This is a genomic window from Allobosea sp. (assembly GCF_035999205.1).
Taxonomy (GTDB): domain Bacteria; phylum Pseudomonadota; class Alphaproteobacteria; order Rhizobiales; family Beijerinckiaceae; genus Allobosea.
In genome coordinates, this window is sequence record NZ_DASYHA010000025.1 from 366,169 (window position 1) to 390,108 (window position 23,940).

At 65.9% G+C, this 23,940-nt stretch carries 26 protein-coding genes; 9 read left to right on the forward strand and 17 right to left on the reverse strand.

Translation table 11 applies throughout. The annotated features are described in order from the left end of the window. The first annotated feature begins 142 nt into the window (after positions 1 to 142). Together VGN82_RS17170 and VGN82_RS17175 are read left to right on the forward strand one after the other, a co-directional pair. The gene (locus VGN82_RS17170; protein ID WP_327528255.1) at positions 143 to 751 is read left to right on the forward strand and encodes a class I SAM-dependent methyltransferase; all 609 of its coding nucleotides are present in this window, start codon (positions 143 to 145) and stop codon (positions 749 to 751) included. An 8-nt stretch (positions 752 to 759) separates the two neighbouring features. Beyond that, entirely contained in the window at positions 760 to 2,316 is a 1,557-nt protein-coding gene (locus tag VGN82_RS17175; protein WP_327528256.1) for a tetratricopeptide repeat protein, read from the forward strand. 261 nt (positions 2,317 to 2,577) lie between these two features. Here the strand turns inward: VGN82_RS17175 and VGN82_RS17180 are convergent, their stop codons facing one another. From VGN82_RS17180 to VGN82_RS17200, 5 genes are all read right to left on the reverse strand, one after another. Continuing rightward, positions 2,578 to 2,862, reverse strand: a complete 285-nt coding sequence (locus VGN82_RS17180; protein WP_327528257.1) for a hypothetical protein — start codon at positions 2,860 to 2,862, stop codon at positions 2,578 to 2,580. A 116-nt stretch (positions 2,863 to 2,978) separates the two neighbouring features. Further along, positions 2,979 to 3,332, reverse strand: a complete 354-nt coding sequence (locus VGN82_RS17185; protein WP_327528258.1) for a hypothetical protein — start codon at positions 3,330 to 3,332, stop codon at positions 2,979 to 2,981. A 111-nt stretch (positions 3,333 to 3,443) separates the two neighbouring features. After that, positions 3,444 to 3,683, reverse strand: coding sequence for a DNA gyrase inhibitor YacG (yacG, locus tag VGN82_RS17190; protein WP_327528259.1), 240 nt, complete (start codon positions 3,681 to 3,683; stop codon positions 3,444 to 3,446). Next, the gene (locus tag VGN82_RS17195; protein ID WP_327528260.1) at positions 3,676 to 4,497 is read right to left on the reverse strand and encodes an SDR family NAD(P)-dependent oxidoreductase; all 822 of its coding nucleotides are present in this window, start codon (positions 4,495 to 4,497) and stop codon (positions 3,676 to 3,678) included. The genes yacG and VGN82_RS17195 overlap by 8 nt, the downstream gene beginning before the upstream one ends. A gap of 144 nt (positions 4,498 to 4,641) precedes the next feature. Continuing rightward, positions 4,642 to 5,250 carry a Maf-like protein gene (locus tag VGN82_RS17200; protein WP_327529166.1) on the reverse strand — a complete coding sequence of 203 codons (609 nt, stop codon included), beginning with the start codon at positions 5,248 to 5,250 and terminating at the stop codon, positions 4,642 to 4,644. Positions 5,251 to 5,585: 335 nt separating this feature from the next. On the opposite strand from VGN82_RS17200, the gene VGN82_RS17205 reads away from it, so the two are divergent. Beyond that, positions 5,586 to 5,969, forward strand: a complete 384-nt coding sequence (locus VGN82_RS17205; protein ID WP_327528261.1) for a hypothetical protein — start codon at positions 5,586 to 5,588, stop codon at positions 5,967 to 5,969. A gap of 179 nt (positions 5,970 to 6,148) precedes the next feature. Here VGN82_RS17205 and VGN82_RS17210 read toward each other — a convergent pair whose 3' ends face one another. From VGN82_RS17210 to VGN82_RS17235, 6 genes are all read right to left on the reverse strand, one after another. Then, entirely contained in the window at positions 6,149 to 6,985 is an 837-nt protein-coding gene (locus VGN82_RS17210) for a CDP-alcohol phosphatidyltransferase family protein (RefSeq protein ID WP_327528262.1), read from the reverse strand. 75 nt (positions 6,986 to 7,060) lie between these two features. Then, complete coding sequence (locus VGN82_RS17215) at positions 7,061 to 7,837, reverse strand: phosphatidylserine decarboxylase (RefSeq protein ID WP_327528263.1); 777 nt, start codon at positions 7,835 to 7,837, stop codon at positions 7,061 to 7,063. Between the two features lie 64 nt (positions 7,838 to 7,901). Then, on the reverse strand, positions 7,902 to 8,432 hold the full coding sequence (locus VGN82_RS17220; protein WP_327528264.1) for a hypothetical protein: 531 nt from the start codon (positions 8,430 to 8,432) through the stop codon (positions 7,902 to 7,904). Continuing rightward, positions 8,429 to 8,983, reverse strand: coding sequence for a hypothetical protein (locus VGN82_RS17225; protein WP_327528265.1), 555 nt, complete (start codon positions 8,981 to 8,983; stop codon positions 8,429 to 8,431). Before VGN82_RS17225 ends, VGN82_RS17220 begins: the two co-directional genes overlap by 4 nt. Positions 8,984 to 9,114: 131 nt before the next feature. Further along, on the reverse strand, positions 9,115 to 9,603 hold the full coding sequence (locus tag VGN82_RS17230) for a hypothetical protein (protein WP_327528266.1): 489 nt from the start codon (positions 9,601 to 9,603) through the stop codon (positions 9,115 to 9,117). Positions 9,604 to 9,706: 103 nt separating this feature from the next. Then, entirely contained in the window at positions 9,707 to 11,620 is a 1,914-nt protein-coding gene (locus VGN82_RS17235; protein ID WP_327528267.1) for an ABCB family ABC transporter ATP-binding protein/permease, read from the reverse strand. 169 nt (positions 11,621 to 11,789) lie between these two features. Here VGN82_RS17235 and VGN82_RS17240 point away from each other — a divergent pair, with 169 nt between their 5' ends. Then, the gene (locus VGN82_RS17240; protein WP_327528268.1) at positions 11,790 to 12,137 is read left to right on the forward strand and encodes a hypothetical protein; all 348 of its coding nucleotides are present in this window, start codon (positions 11,790 to 11,792) and stop codon (positions 12,135 to 12,137) included. A gap of 106 nt (positions 12,138 to 12,243) precedes the next feature. Here VGN82_RS17240 and cimA read toward each other — a convergent pair whose 3' ends face one another. Next, on the reverse strand, positions 12,244 to 13,842 hold the full coding sequence (cimA, locus tag VGN82_RS17245) for a citramalate synthase (RefSeq protein ID WP_327528269.1): 1,599 nt from the start codon (positions 13,840 to 13,842) through the stop codon (positions 12,244 to 12,246). A 158-nt stretch (positions 13,843 to 14,000) separates the two neighbouring features. After that, entirely contained in the window at positions 14,001 to 15,461 is a 1,461-nt protein-coding gene (gene cysS / locus VGN82_RS17250) for a cysteine--tRNA ligase (protein WP_327528270.1), read from the reverse strand. Positions 15,462 to 15,787: 326 nt separating this feature from the next. Between cysS and VGN82_RS17255 the strand changes: the two genes are divergently transcribed. Beyond that, positions 15,788 to 16,126, forward strand: a complete 339-nt coding sequence (locus VGN82_RS17255) for a hypothetical protein (protein ID WP_327528271.1) — start codon at positions 15,788 to 15,790, stop codon at positions 16,124 to 16,126. Positions 16,127 to 16,219: 93 nt separating this feature from the next. Here VGN82_RS17255 and VGN82_RS17260 read toward each other — a convergent pair whose 3' ends face one another. The 3 genes from VGN82_RS17260 to VGN82_RS17270 form a co-directional block, all read right to left on the reverse strand. Further along, positions 16,220 to 16,738, reverse strand: a complete 519-nt coding sequence (locus tag VGN82_RS17260) for a CreA family protein (protein WP_327528272.1) — start codon at positions 16,736 to 16,738, stop codon at positions 16,220 to 16,222. Positions 16,739 to 16,812: 74 nt separating this feature from the next. Further along, the gene (locus VGN82_RS17265; RefSeq protein WP_327528273.1) at positions 16,813 to 17,346 is read right to left on the reverse strand and encodes a hypothetical protein; all 534 of its coding nucleotides are present in this window, start codon (positions 17,344 to 17,346) and stop codon (positions 16,813 to 16,815) included. Positions 17,347 to 17,451: 105 nt separating this feature from the next. Next, a complete protein-coding gene (locus tag VGN82_RS17270) occupies positions 17,452 to 18,267 on the reverse strand; it encodes a fumarylacetoacetate hydrolase family protein (protein ID WP_327528274.1) in 816 nt (271 codons plus the stop codon). Positions 18,268 to 18,330: 63 nt separating this feature from the next. Between VGN82_RS17270 and VGN82_RS17275 the strand changes: the two genes are divergently transcribed. Both VGN82_RS17275 and VGN82_RS17280 read left to right on the forward strand, forming a co-directional pair. Then, positions 18,331 to 19,416 carry a TRAP transporter substrate-binding protein gene (locus VGN82_RS17275; protein WP_327528275.1) on the forward strand — a complete coding sequence of 362 codons (1,086 nt, stop codon included), beginning with the start codon at positions 18,331 to 18,333 and terminating at the stop codon, positions 19,414 to 19,416. A 35-nt stretch (positions 19,417 to 19,451) separates the two neighbouring features. Continuing rightward, entirely contained in the window at positions 19,452 to 19,946 is a 495-nt protein-coding gene (locus VGN82_RS17280) for a MarR family winged helix-turn-helix transcriptional regulator (RefSeq protein WP_327528276.1), read from the forward strand. 12 nt (positions 19,947 to 19,958) lie between these two features. Here the strand turns inward: VGN82_RS17280 and VGN82_RS17285 are convergent, their stop codons facing one another. Further along, entirely contained in the window at positions 19,959 to 20,909 is a 951-nt protein-coding gene (locus VGN82_RS17285) for a phosphoribosylaminoimidazolesuccinocarboxamide synthase (protein ID WP_327528277.1), read from the reverse strand. Positions 20,910 to 21,214: 305 nt separating this feature from the next. On the opposite strand from VGN82_RS17285, the gene VGN82_RS17290 reads away from it, so the two are divergent. Both VGN82_RS17290 and VGN82_RS17295 read left to right on the forward strand, forming a co-directional pair. Next, positions 21,215 to 22,387 (forward strand): DUF2865 domain-containing protein, encoded by a 1,173-nt coding sequence (locus tag VGN82_RS17290; RefSeq protein WP_327528278.1) that lies wholly within the window; start codon positions 21,215 to 21,217, stop codon positions 22,385 to 22,387. Between the two features lie 204 nt (positions 22,388 to 22,591). Then, positions 22,592 to 23,917: an MFS transporter gene (locus tag VGN82_RS17295; protein WP_327528279.1), complete on the forward strand. Its 1,326-nt coding sequence runs from the start codon at positions 22,592 to 22,594 to the stop codon at positions 23,915 to 23,917. Positions 23,918 to 23,940: the final 23 nt, after the last annotated feature.

Below are 23,940 nucleotides of genomic sequence, written 5' to 3' on the forward strand. Positions count from 1 at the left end.
AGAACTTAAATATATGATCATTAATTGCATTAGAAGCTACGCGTCAAAATTCTTAGTAATTTATACTAATTTTGGATTCAACTTTTAGGGCAAATTAAACTCCACCTCTAAACGAAAAATATACCACTCAACCTCGAACGAAATGAATAATCTCACCTACCATCAGCGCCAAATATGCAACTTCATGCTCACTCCAAGCATCGACAGTAACGGTCCTACACAAATCTACGACGAGACGTATCGGCGCGATCAAGACCTGGATCGCGATGGCCGCATGACGGAGGCCTTGCGTCTCGTCGCGCCTGCGAACAAGCGCGTAGACCAGAGCGAGATCCCGAACATGGGCAGCGACATTGGCGGCTTCCTCCACACGAGCCGCCGTACCCGCAAACTGAACACGGGCGGGACGGACATTAGTCCACCAATGGCCGACAAGGAGTGGCCTCCGAAAGGCCTTGGCGACAGGGAGTTCGACGTTGTCGCCACCGGCAGCGTGATCGAGCACTTTCCTAACCCGCGAAAGGTCTTCAACTTCATCTGGAGGCATCTGAGGTCTCCCGGTCTTTTCGCCTTCCAGACCGCGCACCGGGACCCGCAGTCGGTCGATCGCAACTGGTGGCTTCTTGGCCCGCACAACGGGCACGTCGGCCCCCATAGCCGGGAGAGGCTGCTGCACGTCACCAAAGACGTTGGCCTGAATGATCGCTGCCACTGGGGGCGACTACCCGGGCTTGCAGGCACGGCATTTTGAGTGAAACCATGTCAACCTTCACTCTGATAGGGATCCAACGATCCGGGACGAATTACGTCAGCACGTTGCTTCGCGAGCGCTTCGGCCTCGATGTGACGACGAATTCGAGAGTATGGAAGCACGCCTTCGTCAGCGAGTGCGCTGGTGAAATGGAGGGGAGACGTTTCCTCGCCGTGACCCGCCACCCGGTGATGTGGCTGCAAAGCTGCCTGCTGCATACGCCGCGTGATCTGGTGACGCGTCGGCCGGAGTTTTTCAAAGGCAAGGTCAACGACCCGGCGTCCTTCGCAGATGTGTATTCGCACTACTACAGCGGCTGGAGCGCTCTGTGTTCGGCTGGGCAGGGCTTGCTGGTGTCATATGAAGAGACGTTAGAGGGCTCTGATCGCTATCTGGCACGTCTGCTCGGCACCGAAGCGGTCGGCGAAGCCGAGCACGTGGCGGGCGTGCCAATGTCGATCGCCTTCGCCCCGGAAGACATCGAAGCGTATCGCCGCCTCGAATGCTCTCTCGATCGCCATGTCGTGCTTGAGTTCTGGTCCCGATTGGATGCGGCGCTGCCCGCTGAACTCGGTTACGATCTAGAGAAGGTTTCTTTCGTTGCATCGAAATCCGCCCGCAGCATCGGCTACCACTTCCTACAAGATCCCGCGAAAGTCGACGTCGCCGAATACCAGCAGCTATTGCGGGAAGCGGATGGCCGTTTCGCGAACGATGCCCATATCCTCGACGCGCTCTCCGTGGAGCAAGCTCGGCGGGGAGACACAAATTCGGCAATGCTGCTCGGAAGCCGCGCGGTCGTCGCCTACCAAGACGCGATTGATCGCTTCGCCATGGAAAGTGGAGCGCACGCGCCGCAGGTGGTTGCAATCGATCGGCTTATCAAGGCGCTGGAGGAGCGCCGGGCCCGTTCGATCCAGAGCACGATCGATTGTTTCAATGCGCGGCTGGCAGAGGACGGTCTGACGGCCGCACGGGCTTCGGAAGCGTGTTTCTATCTCAGCGATGCCTACTATCGAAGGGGGGACTTGGCGAAGGCGATCGAGTTCGGCTATCGCGCAATCGAGCCGGTAGGCGACACAGGCACTCGCATCGTCATCCCGTGGCTTCATCACCATCTCGGATGTCTTTTGGCAGAAGCCGGGCGACATGAGGAGGCCGTGGCGCGATTCGCCAAGGCGTTTGAGCTGGAACCACATGAATTCCGCTACCCCCTGCATGCCACCAAATCGTGCATGGCGTTGGGATGGCTCGACGACGCGGCGCGGTGGGCCACTCTAGCCGTCTCGAGCGACCCCGAAAATCCGGCTCACCACTACCTGCTCGGCGAGATCGAACTGCGGCGGGGGAATGTCGACGCGGCAATCAGCGCCGCGAGAGTTGCGACCGATTTGAAGCCACCGGTCGCATGGTACTTCCACTTCTTGGGGCGGCTCTACGCCATGAAGGGTGACTACGAGGCGGCAAGCGCCTCGTTCGCAGAAGCTATTGCGATTGACCCGGGCGATCCGGAGCACAGGCGAGGCCTTGAGGATATGGCGAGCGCTGCAGCGCGCTGCAGCTGAGCCTCCTGACGGCGTGCTTGGGCATCGACGAGGTGCCAGAGATGCCCGCGAAGTTCGCGGCCGGGCACGTGATCACGGCCCCATGGGGTCTCGGCTAGCCGCCGACGCCAAGCCGCTCACTCGGGCGGTCGCGACGAAGGCTGCGTGTCTTTCGCTTCCTTGCGGAGATCCGCATGACCGTCAACGAGGTGTGCCGGCGGGCAAGCTGCGAAGCGGCTCCGACGCATCCCTGTACCGTCCTCAAGAACCCTTGTGCCGTTCTCAAGACAGGCGACGATCCTGGATGTCGAGGATGCGGTCGCAGAGCGCCCGGTGTTCGGCGAGAAGCTCCTGGAGCGGCGTCAGCGGCCGGAAGGCGCGGGCGTCGTGCTCGTCCTCGGCTTCGGCGGCCCAGGCCCCGATCGCCTCGTCGGCTGCCAGCACATCCTGCTCCGACGGCGCGTCGACAACCGAATCGCCCCGCTCCTTCGCGAGGCGGAGCGCGATCCTGCGCCGCAGCGCCTGCTCGGCTTCCAGCACCAGTTCGAGTTCGTCGATATAGGCCATGACATCCACCTCGGCGACGCAAGCCGCGCCGATCGAGCCATAACGCAAAAAAGGATAGGGGCGGCAGATCCCTGCCGCCCCTCTGTCATGTCATCCGCGGCGATGCGGCCAAGCGTCTACTGGACGATTCCGCGCTTCGTCAGCCCGTCGATGTCGCAGCGGCAGGGACTACCGGGCTGGATCGGCGGCGCCGGGCAGGCACCGCGCGAGGTCACGCACATGGCCCTGCCCCGGCCACGGCGCGGGCCGTCGTCATAATATCCCCGGCGACGGTCGTAGCCCCGATCGTAACCGCGATCATAGGGTTCCTGGTAGCGCGGAGGACGGGGCTGGTATTCCGGCGGGGGCGGCGGGCGGTAACCCGGACGCATCGGCCCGAACGGGTCGCCATAAATCTGCGCACTGGCCGAGGTCGCCGAAACCAGTGCCGCACCAAGGGCCGCCATGAGTGCGAGCTTACGGAGCATCATGCATATCCTCTCAGCTTGTGCCCTGCCGCAGCCATCAACGACCGGGCGGGCGATGAGGTTCCGGATAGCAGGGCGTTCATGAATGAGGGGTGAAACGATGCGCGAGGCCGCTCAGGCCTCATCATCCTGGCGCGGCGGCAAGCCCGTCTCTGTCTCCTCGACCGCCTCACCCGGGATGACGTAGCTGCCCTTCAGCCAGCGGCCGAGGTCGATGTCGGCGCATCGCGCCGAACAGAAGGGCCTGTAGCGCGCCACGGCCGGCTTGCCACAGATGGCGCAGGGCCTCGCCGGCGCGGCGGGCTCGTTGCGCGCGGCCGCGGCGTCCGGCGGGTTGTTCTCGTTATCAGCCATATTTGAGCGTGATGCCTCCATCGACGACCAGTTCGATGCCGGTCACATAACGCGCTTCGTCGCTGGCGAGGAACAGCGCGGCATGGGCGACATCCCAAGCCTCGCCCATATGGCCCATCGGGACCTGCGCGTCACGTGCCGCCCACATCGCCTCGATGTCGCCCTCCCCATAGGCCGCGGCGAGGCCGGCGGAATGCTCGACCATCGGCGTCTTCATCAGGCCCGGCAGGATCGCGTTCACGCGGATCTTCTGCGGGGCGTACTGCACGGCGGTGGTGCGGGTCAGCTGGTTCAGCCCCGCCTTGGTCGCCGAATAGCTGGCATAAGGCACGCCGGTATGGCGAATCGAGGCAATCGACGAGATGTTGATGATCGAGCCGCCCTCCCCGCTCTCCTCGAACTGGCGCTGCATCACCGGGATGACGTGCTTCATCGTGAGGAAAGCGCCACTCAGATTGACCCTGAAGACGCGCTCCCAAACCTCCTCGGACAGTTCGACGACGCTGCCGACCTCGGCGATTCCGACATTGTTGTCGAGGATGTCGATACGGCCGTAGCGGCCAAGCGTCTGCGCAACGAGATCGGCGACAGCCTCTGTCTTCGTGACGTCGGACCGGACAGCGAAGGCCTGACCGCCCTCGTTCTGAATCAGCGCCGCGGTCTCCTCGGCGGCGTCGCGGCTGATGTCGGCACAGACCACCCGCGCCCCTTCGCGCGCGAACACCGTGGCGGTGGCCTTGCCATTGCCCCAGCCCGGCCCGATGGACCCCGCGCCGGCCACGATCGCGACCTTGCCCCTCAAACGTCCCGTCATGCGCGCTCCTCTCCGGGACGCGCCTCGTCAGGCCGGCGCCCTCCCCGCGGGCGCAGGATCGGGAGTTACCGGCCGAGGCGCAAGCGGGGTGAAGTGAAGCTCTCGCTCGAAGCCGCCCTGATGGCGGTTAGCTTCAAGGCGCCCTCAGCCCACATTCATCCAGCCGAAGCGGATCGGGAAGCCCTCGCCGCCGAGCAGGTTCACCGTCTCGTGTAGCGGCAGGCCGACCACGGCCGTGTAGGAGCCGACGAGCTTGACGACGAAGGAGCCGGCGATGCCCTGGATCGCATAGCCACCGGCCTTGCCGCGCCATTCGCCGGAGGCGAGATAGGTCTCGATATCCTCGGTCGAGAGGCGCTTGAAGCGCAGCCGCGTCTCGACGATGCGCTCGCGGATCGAGCCGTTCGGCGTGACCAGCGCGACCGAGGTATAGACCCGATGGGCCCGGCCCGAGAGCAGCCGCAGGCAGGCGGCGGCTTCGTCGACGATCTCGGCCTTGGGCAGGATGCGCCGGCCGACCGCGACGACGGTGTCGGCAGCAACGATGTAGCAGCCCTCGAGGTCCGGCCTGCCGGCAGCGCCGATCCTCGCCGCCTGGGCCTTTTCGCGCGCGAGGCGGCGCGCGAGATCGCGCGGGCGCTCGCCCTTCAGCGGCGTTTCGTCGAGATCGGCCGGCAGCATCGCATCCGGCTTCAGGCCCGCCTGCTCCAGCAAGGCCAGGCGCCGTGGCGAAGCCGAGGCGAGCACCAGCATCGGGCGCCAGCCGGGGTGTTTGGGGGAGGCGAAAAAGCTCAAGGGCAGCCCGACGAGGTTCCCGCACGGCCCGAACGCCGTGCTGTGCCAACAGGCTCTAGAGCATTTTCGGCGATGGATAAATCCATGTCGCGACCATGCGCCAAACGCGCGAGGCGGGCCATGACCATAGAGCAACCATTCACCCTGCGCATAAATTGAGCAGGACAACCACCCCGTATTGCATTGCACACAGGAGCGAGAACCGCCACATTGCCGCTTTGCATGCCGTCGCGGCCGCCATGCGGGGATCGCTGCTCGGAGATCCCGCCCCGAAGCCCGGAGTATCTCACCTTATGGCGTCATCGATCAGGAAGCGACGCTCCGCCATCGCAGCGGGGGCCGAGGCGCAGGCGCTCGCCAGCAAAGTGCTGACTCTGCAGGCCGATGCCGGGCTGACGATCGCGATGCGAATGCCGCTCCTGATGCAAGGCGCGCTCGGCAGCAGCCGTGGCCAGCGCGAAGCCGCCAAGGCCGTCAGCGAGAAGGTCTCGGCGGTGATGGAGAGCGGGTTCGCCGCCAGCCAGGCCGCTGCAATGTTCTGGTGGGGGCTGGCGCTCAATCCGCTCGGCAACGTCGATCTGGCCGAGGAAGCCGCCAAGGTCGCCAACAGCACGCTGGAGCCGTTCTCGAAGCGGACCCGCGCCAATGCCGCCCGGCTGACCGGCCGCAGGCGCTGAGGCCCCATCCGAGGGGGCTTTTGACGGAACCGCGCAGTCGCCCCGGGTTTGACCCAGGAATCACTCGGGAGCGTGGCCGATCGGAGTCCGGAATGGCTCCCGGAACTCCACTTCGCTACGTCTGGGACGACCCGCGCCGTTCTATCGGCAGCCGCTCATGAAGAACCGGCAGTTCCCGATCAGACGGGCTCCGACGGAGCCTCCGGCGGCAATGCTGTAGCGGCCGCATATTCGCGATCGAGCTTGCGATAGCGCGCGGCACTGAGCGGGATCAGGGCGAGGTAGGCGATGACGATCAGCGCCAGCACCTCGAAGGGATAGGCGAAGAGCAGACCGGCCACGACCACCACCGCGACGAAGATCGGCAGTACCCTCTCGCGCGGGATGCGCGTGCCCAGCGTCTTGCCGGCATAGCAGGGGATGCGCGAGATCGTCAGGAAAGCGATGAAGAGGATATAGAGCCCGACTGGCACCGCGCCGTAGTCCTGCACCGGCACGCCGACGAAGTGCAGATAGAGCGGCAGCATGGCCGTGATCGCGCCGGCGGGCGCCGGCATGCCGACGAAGAAGTTCTTCTGCCACTCGGGCCGGTTGGGATCATCGATCATGACGTTGAAGCGAGCGAGCCGCAGCGCCATCGCGCAGGCAAGCGTCAGCACGATGATCCAGCCGAACGACTTCAGGTCGTGCAGCACGAAGATCCACAGCACATAGCCGGTGGCGACACCGAAATTGACGAAATCGGACAGCGAATCGAGCTCGGCGCCAAAGCGCGACGTGCCCTTGAGCATGCGCGCGAGGCGGCCATCGACGCCGTCGAGCGCGGCAGCGATCAGGATGCAGATCGTCGCGGTCTCGAGCTTGCCCTCGACGACGAGGCGCATGGCGGTCAACCCCAGGCAGAGCGCCAGCAGGGTGATGACATTGGGCGCGATCAGCCGGAACGGGATCGGCTTGAAGCGGGCACGCTTCGATTCGACGCGCTCGGGCTCGAAGGGAGGAAAGAGGTCGCTCATGCGAGCCGGAATACGCGGTTTTCAGTGCGGAGGCTAGGCGGGCGCGGAGATCGATCCACGCCCTCGCCCGAGCATTCAGATGCCGCGGAAGATCCGCGCCACCGGCTCGCTACCGGTGAAATCGGCCAGGACCGTCTCGCCTGCGAAGGCGGTCTGGCCCTCGCCGACCAGCGGGGTAACGCCGACGGGCAGGTAGACATCCACTCGCGAGCCGAAGCGGATCAGGCCGAAGCGCTCGCCGGTGCCAATGACGTCGCCTTCCTTGACGAAGGGCACGATGCGGCGCGCGATCAAGCCGGCGATCTGGACGACGCCGACGATGCCGGCAGAGGTCTCGATCGCGAGCGCGTTGCGCTCATTGTCGTCGCTCGCCTTGTCGAGTTCGGCGTTCAGGAAGAGGCCCGGCGTATAGGCCATTTTGACGATGCGGCCCGGTACAGGTGCGCGGTTCACATGGCAGTCGAAGACGTTCATGAAGATCGAGATGCGCGTCATCGGCTCGGCCGGGAGATTCAGTTCCGGCGGCGGCAGGGCCGAGGCGATCTGGCTGACGCGGCCATCGGCCGGCGAGATCACCAGCCCCTCGCGTTGCGGCGTGATCCGGACGGGATCGCGGAAGAAATAGCAGATCCAGACCGTGATGATCGCCCCGATCCAGCCGAAGGGCGACCAGAGATTGGCGAGAACGATCGTCGCGACCAGCGCGATGGCGATGAAGACATAGCCCTCCTTGTGGATGGGCACGATCACCTTGCGGACGGAATCGACGAGCGACATGAGTGGGTTCCGTTGGTCTTGTTGGCACCGATGTGGCGCATTCGGCTGCGACCTGCAGCAGCATCGCCGCCGCAAGCTTTGGTTGCGTGGTTTAGGGGGTTCGGAGCCCCCGGGAAAGGGGTGTGTGGCGACTTGTCGCCTAAAGAGCGGGACAGTGCTTCACGACATCAGCGAGCGCGCGGTCGGCCATCGCCAGATCGAGGCTGCTGGAAACGGCCTGTCCGCTTGCGGCCGGAGCCGAAATGACGATCCGCCTGCTGGCGAGGACAAGCTGCAGAGTCGGCGCCAGCGCCTGCGGCTGCAGCAGAATGGCGTGTTCGGCGCCGACAGTGCCGTCCACTTCGACTGGAGCCCGCTCGTCGGCCTGCAGCGATAGGGTGACGCCGCGGCGCGCCGTGCCGAAGATGCGATCATCGGCTTGCGGGATCAGCGCGACCGAGAGCTTGCCGTCGATGCAGCGAAGTCCGACCGCGAAGGGCATGCGCGGGGCCGAGACGACTGCGGCAGCATCCCGGCGGCCATCCGGCTTGTCATAGGTGATCATCACCCACGGACCGACCTTTGCGGTTCCGGTCGCCTGCGCCGAAACGACCGGCATGACCAGCGACACGACGCCACCTGACAGCCATGCTCCCAGGAACAGGGCAAACCTTGTCGCTGCATGCGTCATCGCGGCTGATCTGCCATCGGCCTGCTGAGCGGCGTCAACGCAGCGCGCCATTCCGGGGGAACCGGCTGCTCGACCTCGGCCGGAAAGGCCGGCAACAGCGTGAAGGCGAGCGGCCGGCCGGGCCTGTCGTCCTGGATCACCAGCGTATCCGACCTGAGCAGCCGCGCCGAAGCGCGCGGAACGACGCCACCGGCGGCCACCACCACCCCGCGCACGCTCAGCACGAAGCAGGAATCGAACGGATTCCAGGTCCGAGCCTGCGGTGGGGCGGGCACGGCCGGCGCCACCGCCTGGGCGAGCAGCCCACCCTGCCAGCGGATCGTCAATGCCCCGTCCAGACGCTGAGGAACATGGGAGGTCGCCTGGTCCGCCGATTGCGGCCATGCCAGCCCCCGCGGCATGGAGCATGCCGTCAGGAGGCCCGGGCGGCTGCGCTGCGACACCCAAAGCGACCAGCCTTGCTCCGGTTCGGCCGCGAAAGCCCCGATCGGGAGGCCCGAGACGATGCCCGCCCCGACGAGCCCGCCAACCATCCATTGGAAAGCCACCATCTAGCTACGCTCCCAAGGTGCCGCAGCATCATGATCCTGGCCCGGTCCGCCGCCACGCACACCGCGGCGAGGTCAAATCGGCATCGCGCCCCCTGTCCGGGCGAAGAGAGGGCGCCGGGTTGAAACCAATGTCAGGCCAGCACGCGGTAGGTTGTGAAGCGTCGCGCCGCCCGCCAGGTCAGGGCGACGAACACCACGAACAGCAGCGCCTCCGCGACGGCGAAAGGCGGCTCGGACTGGGTCGGCGCCAAGTTCCGCAGCGCCGGGACCTTCGAGAAGAGCTGCGCGACCAGCACGAAGAGCAGCAGATAGAAGGTGAGCATCACCGTGATCGCGTAGATGCGCCGCCACCTGCCCTCGAGCAGCCGGGCGTAGAGCGCATAGCCAGCTGTCCCGACCAGGGCGAGCGAGATCGCGCCAATGATATGCGAGGGCAGCACGCCATTGAAAGGAAAGCCGAAGCCGGTCGCGCTCGTCGCGAAGGCGGTCGACAGGAAGACGCCGGTCCAGCCCGGCCGGATATGCCCGTGCAGCAGGCCTGAGGCGACCGGGAACCCCGCCACGATAGCGATCAGGCTGAGCCAGGTGTGGAAGCCTATGAATGTGGTCGGATCGAACATGCAAGCCCCCCGGCTCTCAGAAGGGGCGCCCGGAAGCTCCCCTTCCGTCAGGATGCCGGAAGCGTGCCGCAGATGCGAGCAGTTTTACACAGAGGCTAAGGCCTCATGTCGTCAGCGAGACCCGCACGCTCGGCTCTTCCTCCGCGGTGGCGCGCTGCAGCGTCGCCTTGGCCTCGTCGACCTGGCGCTGGCGGTTCCAGAGCGCGGCGTAGATGCCGTCCGCCGCAAGGAGATCGCGGTGGTGCCCGCGCTCGGCGATCAGGCCCTTGTCGAGGACGATGATCTCGTCGGCATTGATGACGGTCGAGAGACGGTGGGCGATGACGAGCGTCGTGCGCCCCTCGCTGACGCGGTCAAGCGCATCCTGGATTTCCTTTTCGGTGAAGGAATCGAGCGCCGACGTCGCCTCGTCGAGCACGAGCACGGGCGGGCCCTTCAGGATGGTGCGGGCGATGGCGACGCGCTGCTTCTCACCGCCGGAGAGCTTGAGGCCGCGCTCGCCCACCGAGGTGGCGTAGCCCTCGGGCAGCGACTTGATGAAGCGGTCGATCTGGGCGAGGCGCGCCGCCTCCTCCATCTCCGCTTCGGTGGCGTCGGGGCGGCCATAGCGGAGGTTGTATTCGATCGTATCGTTGAACAGCACCGTATCCTGCGGGACCATGCCGATCGCGGCGCGCAGCGAGACCTGCTGGACATCGGCGATGGGCTGGCCGTCGATCAGGATACGCCCCTGCTGCGGCTCGTAGAAGCGGAACAGCAGGCGCGAAATCGTCGACTTGCCGGCGCCCGACGGGCCGACGATCGCGATAGTGCGCCCCGCCGGAACGGTGAAGGAGATGCCCTTCAGGATCGGCCGCTCGGGGATATAGGCGAAATGCACATCCTCGAAGCGGACCTCGCCGGCCGGCACGACCAGCGGCGGCGCGCCCGGCTTGTCCTGGATCTCGGGATCCTTGCCGATCAGCGAGAACATCTGCTCGATGTCGAGGGTCGCTTGCTTGATCTCGCGATAGACGGTGCCCATGAAATTCAGGGGCATGTAGAGCTGCACCAGCATCGCATTGATCAGCACGAAATCGCCGACCGTGTGCGTGCCGGCGCGCACGCCCTGGACCGCCATGACCATCGAGATCGTCAGGCCGGCCGCGAAAATCGCGGCCTGTCCGAAATTGAGCCAGGCGAGGGAGGTGTAGGCCTTGATCGAGTTGCGCTCGTAGCGCGCCATCGACTGGTCGTAGCGCGCGGTCTCGCGGGCCTCCGCGCCAAAGTACTTCACCGTCTCGTAGTTGAGCAGCGAGTCGATCGCCTTGGAATTGGCGTCGGTGTCGGACTCGTTCATCTGCGCCCGGATGGCGATGCGCCACTCGGTCGCCTTGATGGTGTAGAGCATGTAGGTCGTCACCATCACGACCAGCACGACGACATAGATCCAGTCGAACATCACCAGCAGGACGGTGATGATCAGCGCGAGTTCGATCACGACCGGCACGAGCTGGTTGAGGCCGAGCCGGACCATTTCCTCGATGCCGTTGCGCCCGCGCTCCAGCACGCGCGTCAGCCCGCCGGTCTTGCGCTCCAGATGAAAGCGCAGGGAGAGATGGTGCAGGTGGCCGAAGGTCTGCAGCGCCAGCGTCCGCACCGCATGCATGAAGACCGGCGCGAAAACGGCATCGCGAAGCTGGATGAAGGCGGCCGAGCCGACGCGAGCAAAGCCGTAGAGCACGGTGAGTGCCAGCGGAGCGCCGACCAGCCAAGGCAACCAGTGCTCCAGCGTCGAGGCGGTGTTGGCCAGCGCATCAGTCGCCCATTTGAAGGTGAACGGAACGCCCATCAGGATGAGACGCCCGGTCACCAGCAGGGCGAAGGCGATCACCACCCTCCGGCGCAGATCCGCCCGGTCCGCCGGCCACAGATAAGGCCAGAGCGCACGGAAGGTCTCGACGAAGCCCGAGCCCGGCTTGAGCAAGGCGGGGCGCGCGAGGGACGACGCCGGAGGCGGCGCGACTGGTGGAGACATCTTGGGACGATTCCAGGTTGGGGCGCCGGTATAGGCGCAATTGCCGACAAATGCATGTGGGCCGACGCAATGGCTGGATTGCAGCGGTTGCCGCCTTGCTTACGTCCCAAGCCCGGTGTCAGACTGTACCCGGAGCGCTCAAAGGCGCGTCACCGGGGAAGAAACAACCATGAAGATTCAACGCGTTGTCGTGACCGGACTGATCGGGATGGCTGCCGGCCTCCTGTCTGCCGCCCTCCCTGCCGCCGCCCAGGCGGCCAAACCGCCGGCCCAGATCACCATCAAGAACATGCGCACCGCGCCGCTCACCACCTTCGAGATCGCGACGGGGGGTGAGCAGTCGCGGCTCGTCGGCAAGATCTCCAAGCCGCTGGCTCCGGGCAAGAGCATCGCGGTGAAGCTCAACAAGCCGGCTGGCTGCAGCTATTTCGTGCTGGCGAAGTTCGGCGATGAGGTCGAGAGCGACGCCGAGGGCATGGACCTCTGCAAGGACAAGATCATCCGCCTGACGGAGTGAGGGCGCGACGCTCGTCATTGTCAGTCGGATCTGAAATCTCGCCGTCATCCCGGGCGAGCTGCGCGGCAGCGCAATTCCGGGATGACGGCGCGGATGGCCCAGACCGTCACACCGTCGCGCCGGCGCGCATCAGCTTATATGTGATCGAGTCGACCAACGCCTGGAACGAGGCGTCGATGATGTTGGCGCTGACGCCCACCGTGGTCCAGCGTTCACCTGTTTCATCCATCGATTCGATCAGAACCCGCGTCACCGCATCGCTGCCGCCCTGGAAGATGCGGACCTTGTAGTCCACCAGCCGCAGATCCTTGATCAGTGCCTGATAACGGCCGAGATCCTTGCGCAACGCCTGGTCGAGGGCGTTGACCGGGCCGGACGGCCCTTCCGCCGCCGTGATCAGAACCTCACCCGCAACCGTCAACTTCACGATCGCTTCGGAGAAGGTGACGAGGTCGCCGAGCGCGTTGTGGCGGCGCTCGACATTCACGGCAAAGCGCTCGACCGTGAAGTAATCCGGCACCTCGCCCATGATGCGCTTGGCCAGCAGCATGAATGAGGCGTCCGCGCCCTCGAACGCGTAGCCCTGGGCTTCCTTCTCCTTGATCTCCTCGAGAACACGACCGAGGCGGGGATCGTCGCGACCGAGCGTGACGCCGATGCGTTCGAGCTCGGCGACGAGGTTCGACTTGCCGCCCTGGTCCGAGATCAAGACCTTGCGCGTGTTGCCGATCGCCTCGGGGGGTACGTGCTCATAGGTGCGCGGGTCCTTCAGCACGGCGGAGGCATGGATGCCGGCCTTGGTCGCGAAGGCCGACGCCCCGACGAAGGGCGCGTGCCGGTTCGGCACCCGGTTCAGCATCTCGTCGAGCTGGCGCGAGGCATGGGTCAATTCGCCGAGCTGCGCCTCGCTGACGCCGATCTCGAAGCGGCCGCGATAGCGCTCCTTCAGTTTCAGCGCACCGATCAACGTGACCAGATTGGCGTTGCCGCAGCGCTCGCCCAGGCCGTTCAGCGTGCCCTGGATCTGGCGTGCGCCGGCCTCGACGGCGGCCAGCGAATTGGCGACCGCGCAGCCGCAGTCGTCATGGGCATGGATGCCGAGATGGTCGCCCGGCACGACCTTCGCCACTTCCGCGACGATGGTCGAGACCTCGTCGGGCAGCGTGCCGCCATTGGTGTCGCAGAGCACGACCCAGCGCGCGCCGGCCTCATAGGCTGCCTGCGCGCAGGCAAGCGCATAGTCGGGATTGGCCTTGTAGCCGTCGAAAAAGTGCTCGCAGTCGAGCATGACCTCGCGGCCGGCTGCCTTCGCCGCCTCGACGCTTTCGCGGATCCCGGCGAGGTTTTCCTCGAGCGAGATCTCGAGCGCGACATGGACATGGTAGTCCCAGCTCTTGGCGACGAAGACGATGGCGTCGGCCTTTGCCTCCAGCAACGCGGCGATGCCGGGGTCATTGGCGGCCGAGCGCCCTGCCCGCTTGGTCATGCCGAACGCGGCGAACCTGGCGCCCTTCGTCGGCTTCTCTGCAAAGAACGCCGTGTCGAGCGGGTTGGCACCGGGATAACCGCCCTCGACATAGTCGATGCCGAGCCTGTCGAGCAGACCGGCGACGGCGCGCTTGTCTTCGAGCGAGAAATCGACGCCGGTGGTCTGCGCGCCGTCGCGCAGTGTCGTGTCGAAGAGGTGGACGCGGGCGGCCGTCATTGGTCGCGCCGCAGCTTGAAGCGCAGGACGCGCGGCACGACCATGGCCAGCATCACTAGCTTGATCGCGACGGAAAGGGAGCCGGCGGGGCGGATCTTCGGATTCATGAGCGTCGTTCTTCTTGCTTCTTGATGCGGAAAGCGGGTTGGTGGAGCGAACTATCGCTTCACCTCCCAGGTCGTGGTCGGCTCGCCGGTCGCAGGGTCCTTGCTGTCCTTGAGCGCGATGCCCATGGCGGCGAGTTCGTCTCGAATCTCGTCGGAACGCTTGAAATCCTTGGCGCGACGGGCGTCCAGGCGGGCCGTGATGAGCCGGTCGATCTCCGCCACGGCCACGCTCGCCTGCTCCTCTGCCGGCATGGCAATGCCGAGCAGATCAAGCGCTGCGCGCAAGGCCGGTCCATCACCGGCTTTCCGCAGGGCGTGAAGCTCGGCGAAGACGCGTGCCGTATTGAGGTCGTCCGCCAGCGCTTCGAGCAGTTCAGGCGAGACCTTGGATGCTGCAGCGGGGCGGGCGACATCGGCCCAATCGGCCAGTGTCCTCTCCGCCTCCTCCAGCGCCTTCACCGTCCAGTCGATCGGCTGGCGGTAATGCGTCTTCAGCATTGCGAGGCGCAGCACCTCGCCGGGCCATTTGCGCCCGCCGAAGGTCTCCGTCGCCAGCAGCTCGTTGATCGTGACGAAATTGCCGAGCGACTTCGACATCTTCTCGCCTTCGACCTGCAGGAAGCCGTTATGCATCCAGTAGTTCGCCATTCGGCCGCTGCCGGCTGCACCGCCAAAGGCGCAGCAGCTCTGCGCGATCTCGTTCTCGTGGTGCGGGAAGACGAGGTCGATGCCGCCGCCATGGATGTCGAAGACGTTCTTCTGCGGATCGTCGCACGAAAGCCCGCCGCCGAAGGGCTCGAGCAATTTGGCCATCGACATCGCCGAGCACTCGATGTGCCAGCCGGGACGGCCGGGCGTCCTGATGCCAGCCGGTGACGGCCAGCCCGGATCGATTCCCTCGCGGCTCGGCTTCCAGAGCACGAAATCCATCGCATCCTTCTTGTAGGGCGCGACATCGACCCGTGCGCCGGCCATCATCTCGTCGAGCGAGCGGCGGGCGAGCGAGCCGTATTTCGGCGCCTTCGCCAGATGCGCGACGGCCGGAACGTGGAAGAGGACATGTTCCTCGGCGACATAGGCGACGCCGCGCGCGATCAGGCGCTCGATGATCGCCTTCATCTCCTCGATATGGTCGGTCGCCCGCGGCTCCTGATCCGGCCGCAGGGCGCCGAGCGCATCGACATCGGCATGGAACTGCGCCGTCGTCGACTGCGTGACCTTCGCGATCGCCTCGTTCAGCGGCAGGGCCGGCCAGTCTCGCGCCGCCCGCGCGTTGATCTTGTCGTCGACGTCGGTGAGGTTGCGGGCATAGGTGACGTGGTCGGCCCCGTAGAGGTGCCGCAGCAGCCGGTAGAGCACGTCGAAGACGATGACCGGGCGGGCGTTGCCGATATGGGCGTAGTCATAGACCGTGGGCCCGCAGACATACATGCGGACGTTTTGCGGATCGACGGGGACGAAGTCCTCCTTCTTCCGCGTCAGCGTGTTGTGGAGCCTGAGGGTCGGCGACATCGGGTCGGTATCCTGAAAGCGGCGAAAAGAGGTGACGACGGCAAACCAGTCCTGGCCGCTGGCCGGGGCGCTGTCTGTCTTTCCGTTTCAGGATGAGGACGTGAGCAGCCGGCCAGCGAAAGCTAGCGGCAAATAATGCAAATCAGGTTGAGGGCTCGCGTCATCGGAAAAATGCTTGCCTGTGCGCGCTCCTTGCGTCAAGAGGGCGCCCCAACTTTGCCGCACTGCACCATCAGAAGCGCGGCACTTCATTCAAATTTAACCGAGTGGAACCATCCTCCTGATTCGAGGGTTGAGCGCCCATCGGTCACGAGGACACCACAGAAATGCGCCGCGCCGTTGCCCTGATCGGCCTGTTCGGGATTGTCGGAGCCGGTCTCTCGCTGGCCGTCCTGCCGACGTCAAAGACCGTCGCCGCCCCCAGCGACCAGCGCACCTTCCTCATCCCGGCCAGCGACGGCTATGGCGTGGCGGATTGCATCTCCAGCAAGTCGGAATGCGGCAAGATCGTCGCCGACGCCTGGTGCGAGGCGCAGGGCTTTGCCAAGGCGAGCTCCTTCGGCGTGGCCTCGCGCGAAGACTTCACCGGCTCTCTCTCCAAGGCGCAGGCCGCGACACCCGCCGCTGCCCCCGAACAGCCGCTCGCCATCACCTGCGGCGGCTAGATCGTCCGGCAGACGATCTGGCTTTTTGATTTGGCATCGACTTTTCCCGGAAATCGCACTCCACGTTTCGGGTCGATGCCTTGAGGCCGCGCCTCACTTGATCCAGTCGGCGCATTTCGGCGCCTCACCCGCCGTACCCCAGGGCATAATCGGGACGGTCGAGGTCGAGTTCTGCGGCGAGCCATCGATCAACTTGTCCGTATAGACCAGATAGACCAGCACATTGCGCTTGGCGTCGCAGCCGCGCACGATCTGCATCTTCTTCCAGACCAGCGAGCGGCGCTCGCGGAAGACGACGTCGCCCTGCTCAGCCTTCTCCTTGAACTTGATCGGGCCGACCTGGCGGCAGGCCAGCGAGACTTCGGAGACCTCCTCGGCCACGCCGAACATGCCGGAGACGCCGCCTTTTTCCGGCACGGTGTAATGGCAGGCGACGCCCTCGACGATCGGATCGTCGACACCGTAGACGGCGAGCTTGTCGTTCGGCGTCAGCATCTTCCAGACGGTCGACTTGCGGAAGATCAGATCCTCCTGCGCGCTCGCCGGCAGCGCCTGAGCCGCAAGGCCGAGCACGCCGGCGATGACGGCAGAAGCGATGACATTGATGCGCATGGACGATCTCCTTCGGCGGCGAGGCGCCGCCTGCCGGATATGGTGGCCGGCGAGCGCAGGCGCCAGAGCCAGCGTCACACTGCCAGCGGCTTGAAGGCCAGGTAGGCCGCTACGACCGCGCCGACGGTGCCGAGCAGGAACAGCACCAGCTTGACCTGGGTGATGCGGCTGGCGAAGGCGACATCGCCGGCCTCGACCTTGGGATATTTATCGAGGAGCCGGGCAACCGACAGGTTCTCGACGACATCGCAGAGACCGCCGAGCAGCCAGCCGCCGCCGCAGAGAGCCGCTACCCACCAGGGCTGGCCGCGCATCGCCAGGCCGGCGATCAGGATCGCCCCGACGATGGCGTAGGTGAAGGCGCAGGCGACATCCGCCGGCAGCACCCGGTTACGGTAACGCGCGCGGTGCGTCTCGCCATACATGGCAAAGAGCTTCTCGACATCGGCGACGTTGAAGCCGTTCCAGTCATTCTCGAGCATGCGCGGCACGCCCTGCCGGCTCGACCAGAAGCCGACCGCCCAGAACAGCACCATCACCAGAACCGGCCCCCAGACGAAAAAGGCGAGCGGAACGGTCGTGGAGTAGAACGGCACGGGGTCGATCATGGCGCTTCAGCTTTCACGGCGGGCTTGCGTCGTTGCGTCACGTTATCCGGCACCCAGGCAGGCGCCAAGCCCAACGGGCGCGGACTCCGCGCCCGGACGTCGACATCAGCCGCCCGGCAGGATCTCCTGCTCGATCGCTCCGAAAATCGAATGGCCGGCGGCATCCTTCATTTCGAGGCGAACCGTGTCGCCGAAGCGCAGACGGTCGGGGCCCTGCCCTGCGAGCGCCGCCGCTACAAGCGTTCCCGCGCCGAGCCTGCGCCTGCGGGCGGCCTGCGCGATCAACGCGCCGAAGCCGGACGTCGTGCCGGCTCCCACATCGGGCTTGCCGACGAGCTTGCCGTTGATCTGGGTGAGGAGCAGCAGGTGCCCTTTGCCGTCGCGCCAGCCTTGGCCCAACTCGTCAGGCGTCACCGCGACCGGCGAATAGGCACCGGACGGCTTAGCGGTCGCACCGGCGTCGCTCTGCAGACCGGCGCCATTGGCCAGCATGACGAGGCGGATATGGTCCAGCGCCGCCTCCCCGGTGACACCCATCGGCACATCGCCGGTCACCACCACGACCTCGGCCTGGAAACCAATGCCACCCTCGTCGCTCGCGGAGCGGAAGGGTTCGCGGGAGCCGAGCGGAGTGTCGGCACTCTCGTGCCGCAACGGCGCATCGGCGGCGGGGGCGGCCAGACGCTGATAGGCGCGCGGCAGCGGCGCGGCGCAGTCATGTTCATGGAAACGGAAGGACGGCACGGCGCCGTGCTCGAGTCCCTCGGCCAGGTCGGCAAGGCGTGGGGCATACCGCTCCCAATCGTCGAGTGCGGCCTGCAGCGTTGCCACGACAGGGAAAGCGTCGGTCGCACGCGTCAGATCCTGCGACACGACCACGAGGCGGCCATCCCGGCCATGCATGAGCGAAGCGAGTTTCATGTCTTTTCATTCCTCGCACGACGCGCCAATAAGGGCCCAACAAGCCCGCGGGAGGACTACCTTATGAAACGTCGCGACTTTTTGAAAACAGGCGCGCTCGCTGCCGCCGCCACGCCCGTGGCGATGCCGGCCGTCGCGCAGTCGCAGCCCGAGGTGAGGTGGCGGCTGACCTCGAGCTTCCCGAAGTCGCTCGATACGATTTACGGCACGGCGGAGCAGTTCGCGAAGCTCGTCCGCGAGGCGACCGACGGCAAGTTCCAGATCCAGGTCTTCGCACCCGGCGAGATCGTGCCCGGCCTGCAGGCGCTCGATGCGGTCTCGTCCGGCACGGTCGAATGCGCCCATTCGCCGACCTATTTCTACATCGGCAAGGATCCGGCGCTGGGCCTTGGCACCGGCATCCCGTTCGGCCTCAACGCCCGCCAGCAGCACAGCTGGTGGTATTTCGGCGGCGGCGAGCAGGTGGTGAACGGCGTGCTCGACCGCTTCAACGCCTATTCGATCCCCTGCGGTAATTCCGGCTGCCAGATGGGCGGCTTCTTCCGCAACGAGCTGAAGAGCGTCGACGACCTCAAGGGGCTGAAGTTCCGCATCGGCGGGATGGGCGGCGCAGTGCTGGCCAAGCTCGGCGTCGTGCCGACGCAGATCGCCCCCGGCGACGTCTATCCGGCGCTGGAGCGCGGCACGATCGACGCGGCCGAGTTCGTCGGACCCTATGACGACGAGAAGCTCGGCTTCATCCGCGTCGCCAAGTATTACTACTACCCCGGCTGGTGGGAGGGCGGCGCGATGCTGCACCTGATCATCGGCAAGGAGGCGTGGAGTAAGCTGCCGAAGCACTACCAGGCCATCGTCCAGAACGCCTGCGAGGCGGCCAATAATTGGATGCTCGGCAAGTACGACTTCGTGAACCCGGGCGGGCTGCGCCGGCTGGTCGGCCAGGGCGCGCAGCTCAAGGCCTTCCCGCTTCCCGTCATGGAAGCCGCGCTCAAGGCGGCCGAGGAATACTACGCCGAGACCTCGGCCAAGAGCCCGGACTTCAAGGCCGGCTACGACTCGATGGTCGCCTTCCGCGGCGAGAACCTGCTCTGGTGGCAAGTGGCAGAGCTTTCGTACGACTCGTTCATGAACCGGCTGAAAGCGCGCTGAGGCGCGAGCCGAGCCCGGGAGGCGGCCAGCGAACCATGTCGACGAAACCGCCTTCCGCACAGCCGGAGACGCCGCTCCGGCTGGAGCAGTACCTGCCCTATCGCCTGAACGTCGTCGCCTTTCATTCGGCACGGGCGCTGGGGCGGATCTACGGCGCCCAGTTCGGCATCGGCATCCCCGAATGGCGGGTGGTGGCGCAGCTCGGCGAATTCGGCAAGCTAACCTCACGCGACATCGGCGAACTCGCCCAGATGCACAAGACCAAGGTGTCGCGTGCCGTCTCCGAGCTGGAGCAGCGCGGGCTCGTCTCGCGCTCGGAGAACCGGCAGGACCGGCGCGAGCACTTCGTGGCGCTGACCTCGGCCGGGGAGCGCATCTACGCGCAGATCGTGCCGCTGGCGCTGGCGTTCCAGGCGCGCTGGACAGAAGGTATCGCGGCCGAAGAGCTCAAGGTGTTCGAGCGCGTGCTCTCGACCCTGACCGAACGCAGCCGCCACCTCGCCGGCAGTTACCGCGACGACGAGGGCTGAACAGCCCTTCCCTCAGAAGAAACGCGCGAGGTTGCGGCGGATGCGCTCCAGTGGCGCTTCTCCGGCCGGTGGGGCTACGAAGCTCTGGCCGGTGATCGTCTCGAAGGCACGGACATAGACATCCGTCGTTTGCGCGATCAGCTCCGGCGGAATCGGCGGCAGCTCTTCCTTGTAGGGATCGCAGCGCGCCACCACCCAGTTGCGGACGAAATCCTTGTCGAAGGATTCCGGCTTCTCGCCGGACTCGAAGCGCGAGCCATAGCTGCCGGCCATCCAGTAGCGGCTGGAATCGGGCGTGTGAATCTCGTCGGCCAGCAGAATCCGGCCTTCCTTGTCGGTGCCGAACTCGTATTTGGTGTCCGCGAGGATCAAGCCGCGCTCGGCGGCCATGGCCTGCCCCCGGGCGAACAGCGCCAGCGCGTAGCCGCTGATCATGTCCCACTGCTCGCGGGTGAGCAGGCCTTCCGTGACGATCTGCGTGGCCGAGAGCGGCTCGTCATGGCCGCCGTCGAAGGCCTTGCTGGTCGGGGTGATGATCGCCTCGGGCAGCTTCTCGTTATCGCGCAGCCCGTCAGGCAGGCTCACGCCATACATCTCGCGCTGGCCCTGCTTGTACATCGTCAGGATCGAGGTGCCGGTCGTGCCGGCGAGATAGCCGCGCACCACGATCTCGACGGGGAGGATGTCGAGCCGCCTGCCGATCACGACATTGGGATCGGGGTATTCGAGTACGTGGTTCGGGCAGATGTCGGCCGTGTTCTCGAACCAGTAACGCGCCGTCTGGGTCAGCACCTGTCCCTTGTAGGGGATCGACGCGATCGCGCGGTCGAAGGCGCTCAGGCGATCGGTCGAGATCAAAATGCGCCGTCCGTCGGGCAGATCGTAGTTTTCGCGGACCTTGCCGCGATAGTAGTTCGGAAGCTCGGGGATGAAGGCGCCTTCGAGCGCCAAAGGTTCGGTCATGTCGGCATCGCCCGGTCTGGGTGCCCGCGCGGCGTGCGCGGGCGGGGTTCGAGCGTTCTAGACAGTCGCCGGCCTCGCGCCAACTGCCTCGACGCGTGCCCGGTTCGGCCGGGGCGGACGATTGCCCGGCGGCGGCGAATATGGCATGCGGAGCGGACGCCGACCTTGCCCTCAGCGTCCAGCGAGGCGTCCCTCCTTAGTTCCGTCGCGTTTGGCGGGTGAAGTTCGTCCCCAGGACGAACCGCCAGCCCAGCGCAAGGATCGTCTGGCAGAGCAAGACCGACAAGCAGGTGACGCGACCCGCTATGAATTCGAGACCATTCTGGCTGCGACAGTGCGGCCGCCTCGGCGCGGCGTTCCTGGCCCTGGCGACCATGGGCGGCGCGGTGCTGGCACAGTCGCCGTCCTGCAATGCGTGGCGTTCCGAGCTGGCGAGCCTGCAGGGCCAGCGGGGCGGCGGCGATCCGCGCGCGGCTCAGGCGGCGCAGCGCGTCGGCGCCCAGCTTTCGCAGGCGACCAGCCAGTACCGCGCAATGGGCTGCGAGCGCGGCGGCTTCACCTTCTTCGGCGAGGGCCCGCCCCCTCAATGCGGTTTGCTGCGCTCCCAGATCGGCCAGTTGCAGGCGCAGTACGGCAGCCTGCAGCAGCAGGCCCAGGGCGGCGCGGTGGAGCAGCGGCGGGCGCAATTGGCCGCCGCCATCAACAATAACTGCCGGGCCCAGCCGCGCGGCTTTTTCGAGACGATCTTCGGCCTCGAACCGCGCCGCGGCGAGATCGATTCGACCCTGCCGGAACTCGACCCCGAACAGCCGCTGGAGCCCGAGAAGCCGCGCATGGGCGGGCCGCAGACCGTCTGCGTGCGGACCTGCGACGGCTTTTTCTTCCCGCTCGCCAACAATCCCGGCGGCCGCGAGGGCGGCGACGAAATGTGCCAGGCGCTCTGCCCGGGCACCGAGACGCTGGCCTATGGCATGACCAATGGCGGCGAAATCCAGAACTCCGTCGCCCGCACCACCGGCCAGCCCTATTCCTCGCTGCCGAACGCGGGCAAGTACCAGCGCAGCTTCGATTCGGCCTGCACCTGCCGGGGGCAGGGCCAGAGCTGGGCCCAAGCGCTGAAGGAAGCGGAGTACCTGCTCGACAAGCGCAAGGGCGACGTCATCGTCACCGAGCAGCGCGCGGCCGAGCTCTCGCGCCCGAAGGAGATCAAGCCCGATCCGAAGAAGCGCGGGACACCGGCCGTCCAGCCGGCCGCGGTTCCGGATATCCCCGACGAAAAGCCGATGCCGTCGGAGAATTCCCCGACCTCGGGCACGGAATCGGCCGGCGTCGGTCCGGCCACGGTCGGCGAGCGCGTGCTCGACAAGGGCGACGGGTTGAAGCGCGAGACGCGCAGCGTCACCGGCGAACGCCGCACCGTGCGGATCGTGGCGCCGAATCTGGCTCCTAATCTCGGCCCCGCCACAGCGCGACCGTGACAGCCAGCCTCTTTGCTCCATGCGCAAGAGGCATGGCGACAAGGCACAAATACTCCGAGCGGTCGCTGGACGCATGCCATTCATGGCGCGATAGAGGGGGCAACCTTTCAACCCCGCTTGCCTGGGTTGCCGCCGGACCGTGCCTAACCGTGCCGCTGCGTCGGTGAAGACGAGGTCCTGACGACACCGGGCGCAGAGGCCGCCATGTCAGAAACTGTCGCGACCGCCCATCCCCACCCGATCGAACTGGGCGACGCCAAACGCCGCCTCAAGGCGATCTTCGTCGGCTCCGTCGGCAATCTCGTCGAATGGTACGACTTCTACGCCTACACCGCCTTCGCGCTCTACTTCGCGCCGCATTTCTTTCCGTCGAACGACCCCGTGGTCCAGCAGCTCAACGCGGCGACGCTGTTTGCCGCGGGATTCATCGTGCGCCCGCTCGGCGGCTGGCTCTTCGGACATATCGCCGATCGCTATGGGCGGCGCCTGTCCCTGACCATCTCCGTTCTGATGATGTGCTTCGGCTCGCTGATCATCGCGTTGACGCCGACCTATGCCACCATCGGCTTCGCGGCGCCGGCCCTGCTGGCGCTGGCACGCATCATCGAGGGGCTGAGCCTCGGCGGCGAGTACGGTGCCTCGGCAACCTATCTCTCGGAGATCGCCGATCCCGAGCATCGCGGCTTCTATTCGAGCTTCCAATACGTCACGCTGATCGGCGGGCAGCTCACCGCGATCCTGGTGCTCCTGCTGCTCCAGAACGTCTTCCTGACGCATGAGCAGCTCGTCGCCTGGGGCTGGCGCATTCCCTTCGTGATCGGCGCCCTGCTCGCGATCACGGCCATGTTCATGCGCCGCCACATGCACGAGACGGAATCCTTCGTCGACGCCAACAAGAACCCGGTGAAGCGCGAAAGCTCGCTCCGGGGCCTGCTGCGCTATCCCCGCGAGGTCGCCATCGTGGTCGGCCTGACGGCCGGCGGCACGGCCGCCTTCTACACCTTCACCACCTATATGCAGACCTTCGTGCGCCAGACGGCCGGCTTCTCCGACATCACCACGACCTATGTCATCGCGGGCTCGCTGATCTTCGCGGCCTTGCTGCAGCCGATCTATGGGCTGATCTCCGACAAGATCGGGCGCAAGCCGATGCTGGTTTTCTTCGGCGTCTGCGGCACGCTGTTCACGGTGCCGCTGCTGACGACGCTGGCGGGCACGAAGTCGCCCTGGATGGCTTTCCTGCTGATCTCGGCCGCCTGGATCTTCGTCGCCGGCTACACCTCGATCAACGCCGTGGTGAAGGCCGAGCTGTTCCCAACCTCGATCCGCGCCACCGGCGTCGCCGTGCCCTATGCGCTTACCGTCTCGATCTTCGGCGGAACGGCTCCCGCGATCGCGCTCTGGTTCAAGCAGCAGGGCCACGAGCACTACTTCTTCTACTACCTCGCCGGCATCATCTTCATTTCGCTGCTGGTCTATTCGACGATGCGGGACACCAAGCACAGCTCGGCGATGCACCGGCACGATTGATGCCCCGAGGCACCAAACTCGCA

What these genes read in the sequence shown, in the direction of transcription:
- VGN82_RS17170 (WP_327528255.1), top strand. Translation starts at nt 143, where the DNA reads ATGAATAATCTCACCTACCATCAGCGCCAAATATGCAACTTCATGCTC.
- VGN82_RS17175 (WP_327528256.1), top strand. Translation starts at nt 760, where the DNA reads ATGTCAACCTTCACTCTGATAGGGATCCAACGATCCGGGACGAATTAC.
- VGN82_RS17180 (WP_327528257.1), bottom strand. Translation starts at nt 2,862, where the DNA reads ATGGCCTATATCGACGAACTCGAACTGGTGCTGGAAGCCGAGCAGGCG.
- VGN82_RS17185 (WP_327528258.1), bottom strand. Translation starts at nt 3,332, where the DNA reads ATGATGCTCCGTAAGCTCGCACTCATGGCGGCCCTTGGTGCGGCACTG.
- yacG (WP_327528259.1), bottom strand. Translation starts at nt 3,683, where the DNA reads ATGGCTGATAACGAGAACAACCCGCCGGACGCCGCGGCCGCGCGCAAC.
- VGN82_RS17195 (WP_327528260.1), bottom strand. Translation starts at nt 4,497, where the DNA reads ATGACGGGACGTTTGAGGGGCAAGGTCGCGATCGTGGCCGGCGCGGGG.
- VGN82_RS17200 (WP_327529166.1), bottom strand. Translation starts at nt 5,250, where the DNA reads ATGCTGGTGCTCGCCTCGGCTTCGCCACGGCGCCTGGCCTTGCTGGAG.
- VGN82_RS17205 (WP_327528261.1), top strand. Translation starts at nt 5,586, where the DNA reads ATGGCGTCATCGATCAGGAAGCGACGCTCCGCCATCGCAGCGGGGGCC.
- VGN82_RS17210 (WP_327528262.1), bottom strand. Translation starts at nt 6,985, where the DNA reads ATGAGCGACCTCTTTCCTCCCTTCGAGCCCGAGCGCGTCGAATCGAAG.
- VGN82_RS17220 (WP_327528264.1), bottom strand. Translation starts at nt 8,432, where the DNA reads ATGACGCATGCAGCGACAAGGTTTGCCCTGTTCCTGGGAGCATGGCTG.
- VGN82_RS17225 (WP_327528265.1), bottom strand. Translation starts at nt 8,983, where the DNA reads ATGGTGGCTTTCCAATGGATGGTTGGCGGGCTCGTCGGGGCGGGCATC.
- VGN82_RS17230 (WP_327528266.1), bottom strand. Translation starts at nt 9,603, where the DNA reads ATGTTCGATCCGACCACATTCATAGGCTTCCACACCTGGCTCAGCCTG.
- VGN82_RS17235 (WP_327528267.1), bottom strand. Translation starts at nt 11,620, where the DNA reads ATGTCTCCACCAGTCGCGCCGCCTCCGGCGTCGTCCCTCGCGCGCCCC.
- VGN82_RS17240 (WP_327528268.1), top strand. Translation starts at nt 11,790, where the DNA reads ATGAAGATTCAACGCGTTGTCGTGACCGGACTGATCGGGATGGCTGCC.
- cimA (WP_327528269.1), bottom strand. Translation starts at nt 13,842, where the DNA reads ATGACGGCCGCCCGCGTCCACCTCTTCGACACGACACTGCGCGACGGC.
- cysS (WP_327528270.1), bottom strand. Translation starts at nt 15,461, where the DNA reads ATGTCGCCGACCCTCAGGCTCCACAACACGCTGACGCGGAAGAAGGAG.
- VGN82_RS17255 (WP_327528271.1), top strand. Translation starts at nt 15,788, where the DNA reads ATGCGCCGCGCCGTTGCCCTGATCGGCCTGTTCGGGATTGTCGGAGCC.
- VGN82_RS17260 (WP_327528272.1), bottom strand. Translation starts at nt 16,738, where the DNA reads ATGCGCATCAATGTCATCGCTTCTGCCGTCATCGCCGGCGTGCTCGGC.
- VGN82_RS17265 (WP_327528273.1), bottom strand. Translation starts at nt 17,346, where the DNA reads ATGATCGACCCCGTGCCGTTCTACTCCACGACCGTTCCGCTCGCCTTT.
- VGN82_RS17270 (WP_327528274.1), bottom strand. Translation starts at nt 18,267, where the DNA reads ATGAAACTCGCTTCGCTCATGCATGGCCGGGATGGCCGCCTCGTGGTC.
- VGN82_RS17275 (WP_327528275.1), top strand. Translation starts at nt 18,331, where the DNA reads ATGAAACGTCGCGACTTTTTGAAAACAGGCGCGCTCGCTGCCGCCGCC.
- VGN82_RS17280 (WP_327528276.1), top strand. Translation starts at nt 19,452, where the DNA reads ATGTCGACGAAACCGCCTTCCGCACAGCCGGAGACGCCGCTCCGGCTG.
- VGN82_RS17285 (WP_327528277.1), bottom strand. Translation starts at nt 20,909, where the DNA reads ATGACCGAACCTTTGGCGCTCGAAGGCGCCTTCATCCCCGAGCTTCCG.
- VGN82_RS17290 (WP_327528278.1), top strand. Translation starts at nt 21,215, where the DNA reads ATGAATTCGAGACCATTCTGGCTGCGACAGTGCGGCCGCCTCGGCGCG.
- VGN82_RS17295 (WP_327528279.1), top strand. Translation starts at nt 22,592, where the DNA reads ATGTCAGAAACTGTCGCGACCGCCCATCCCCACCCGATCGAACTGGGC.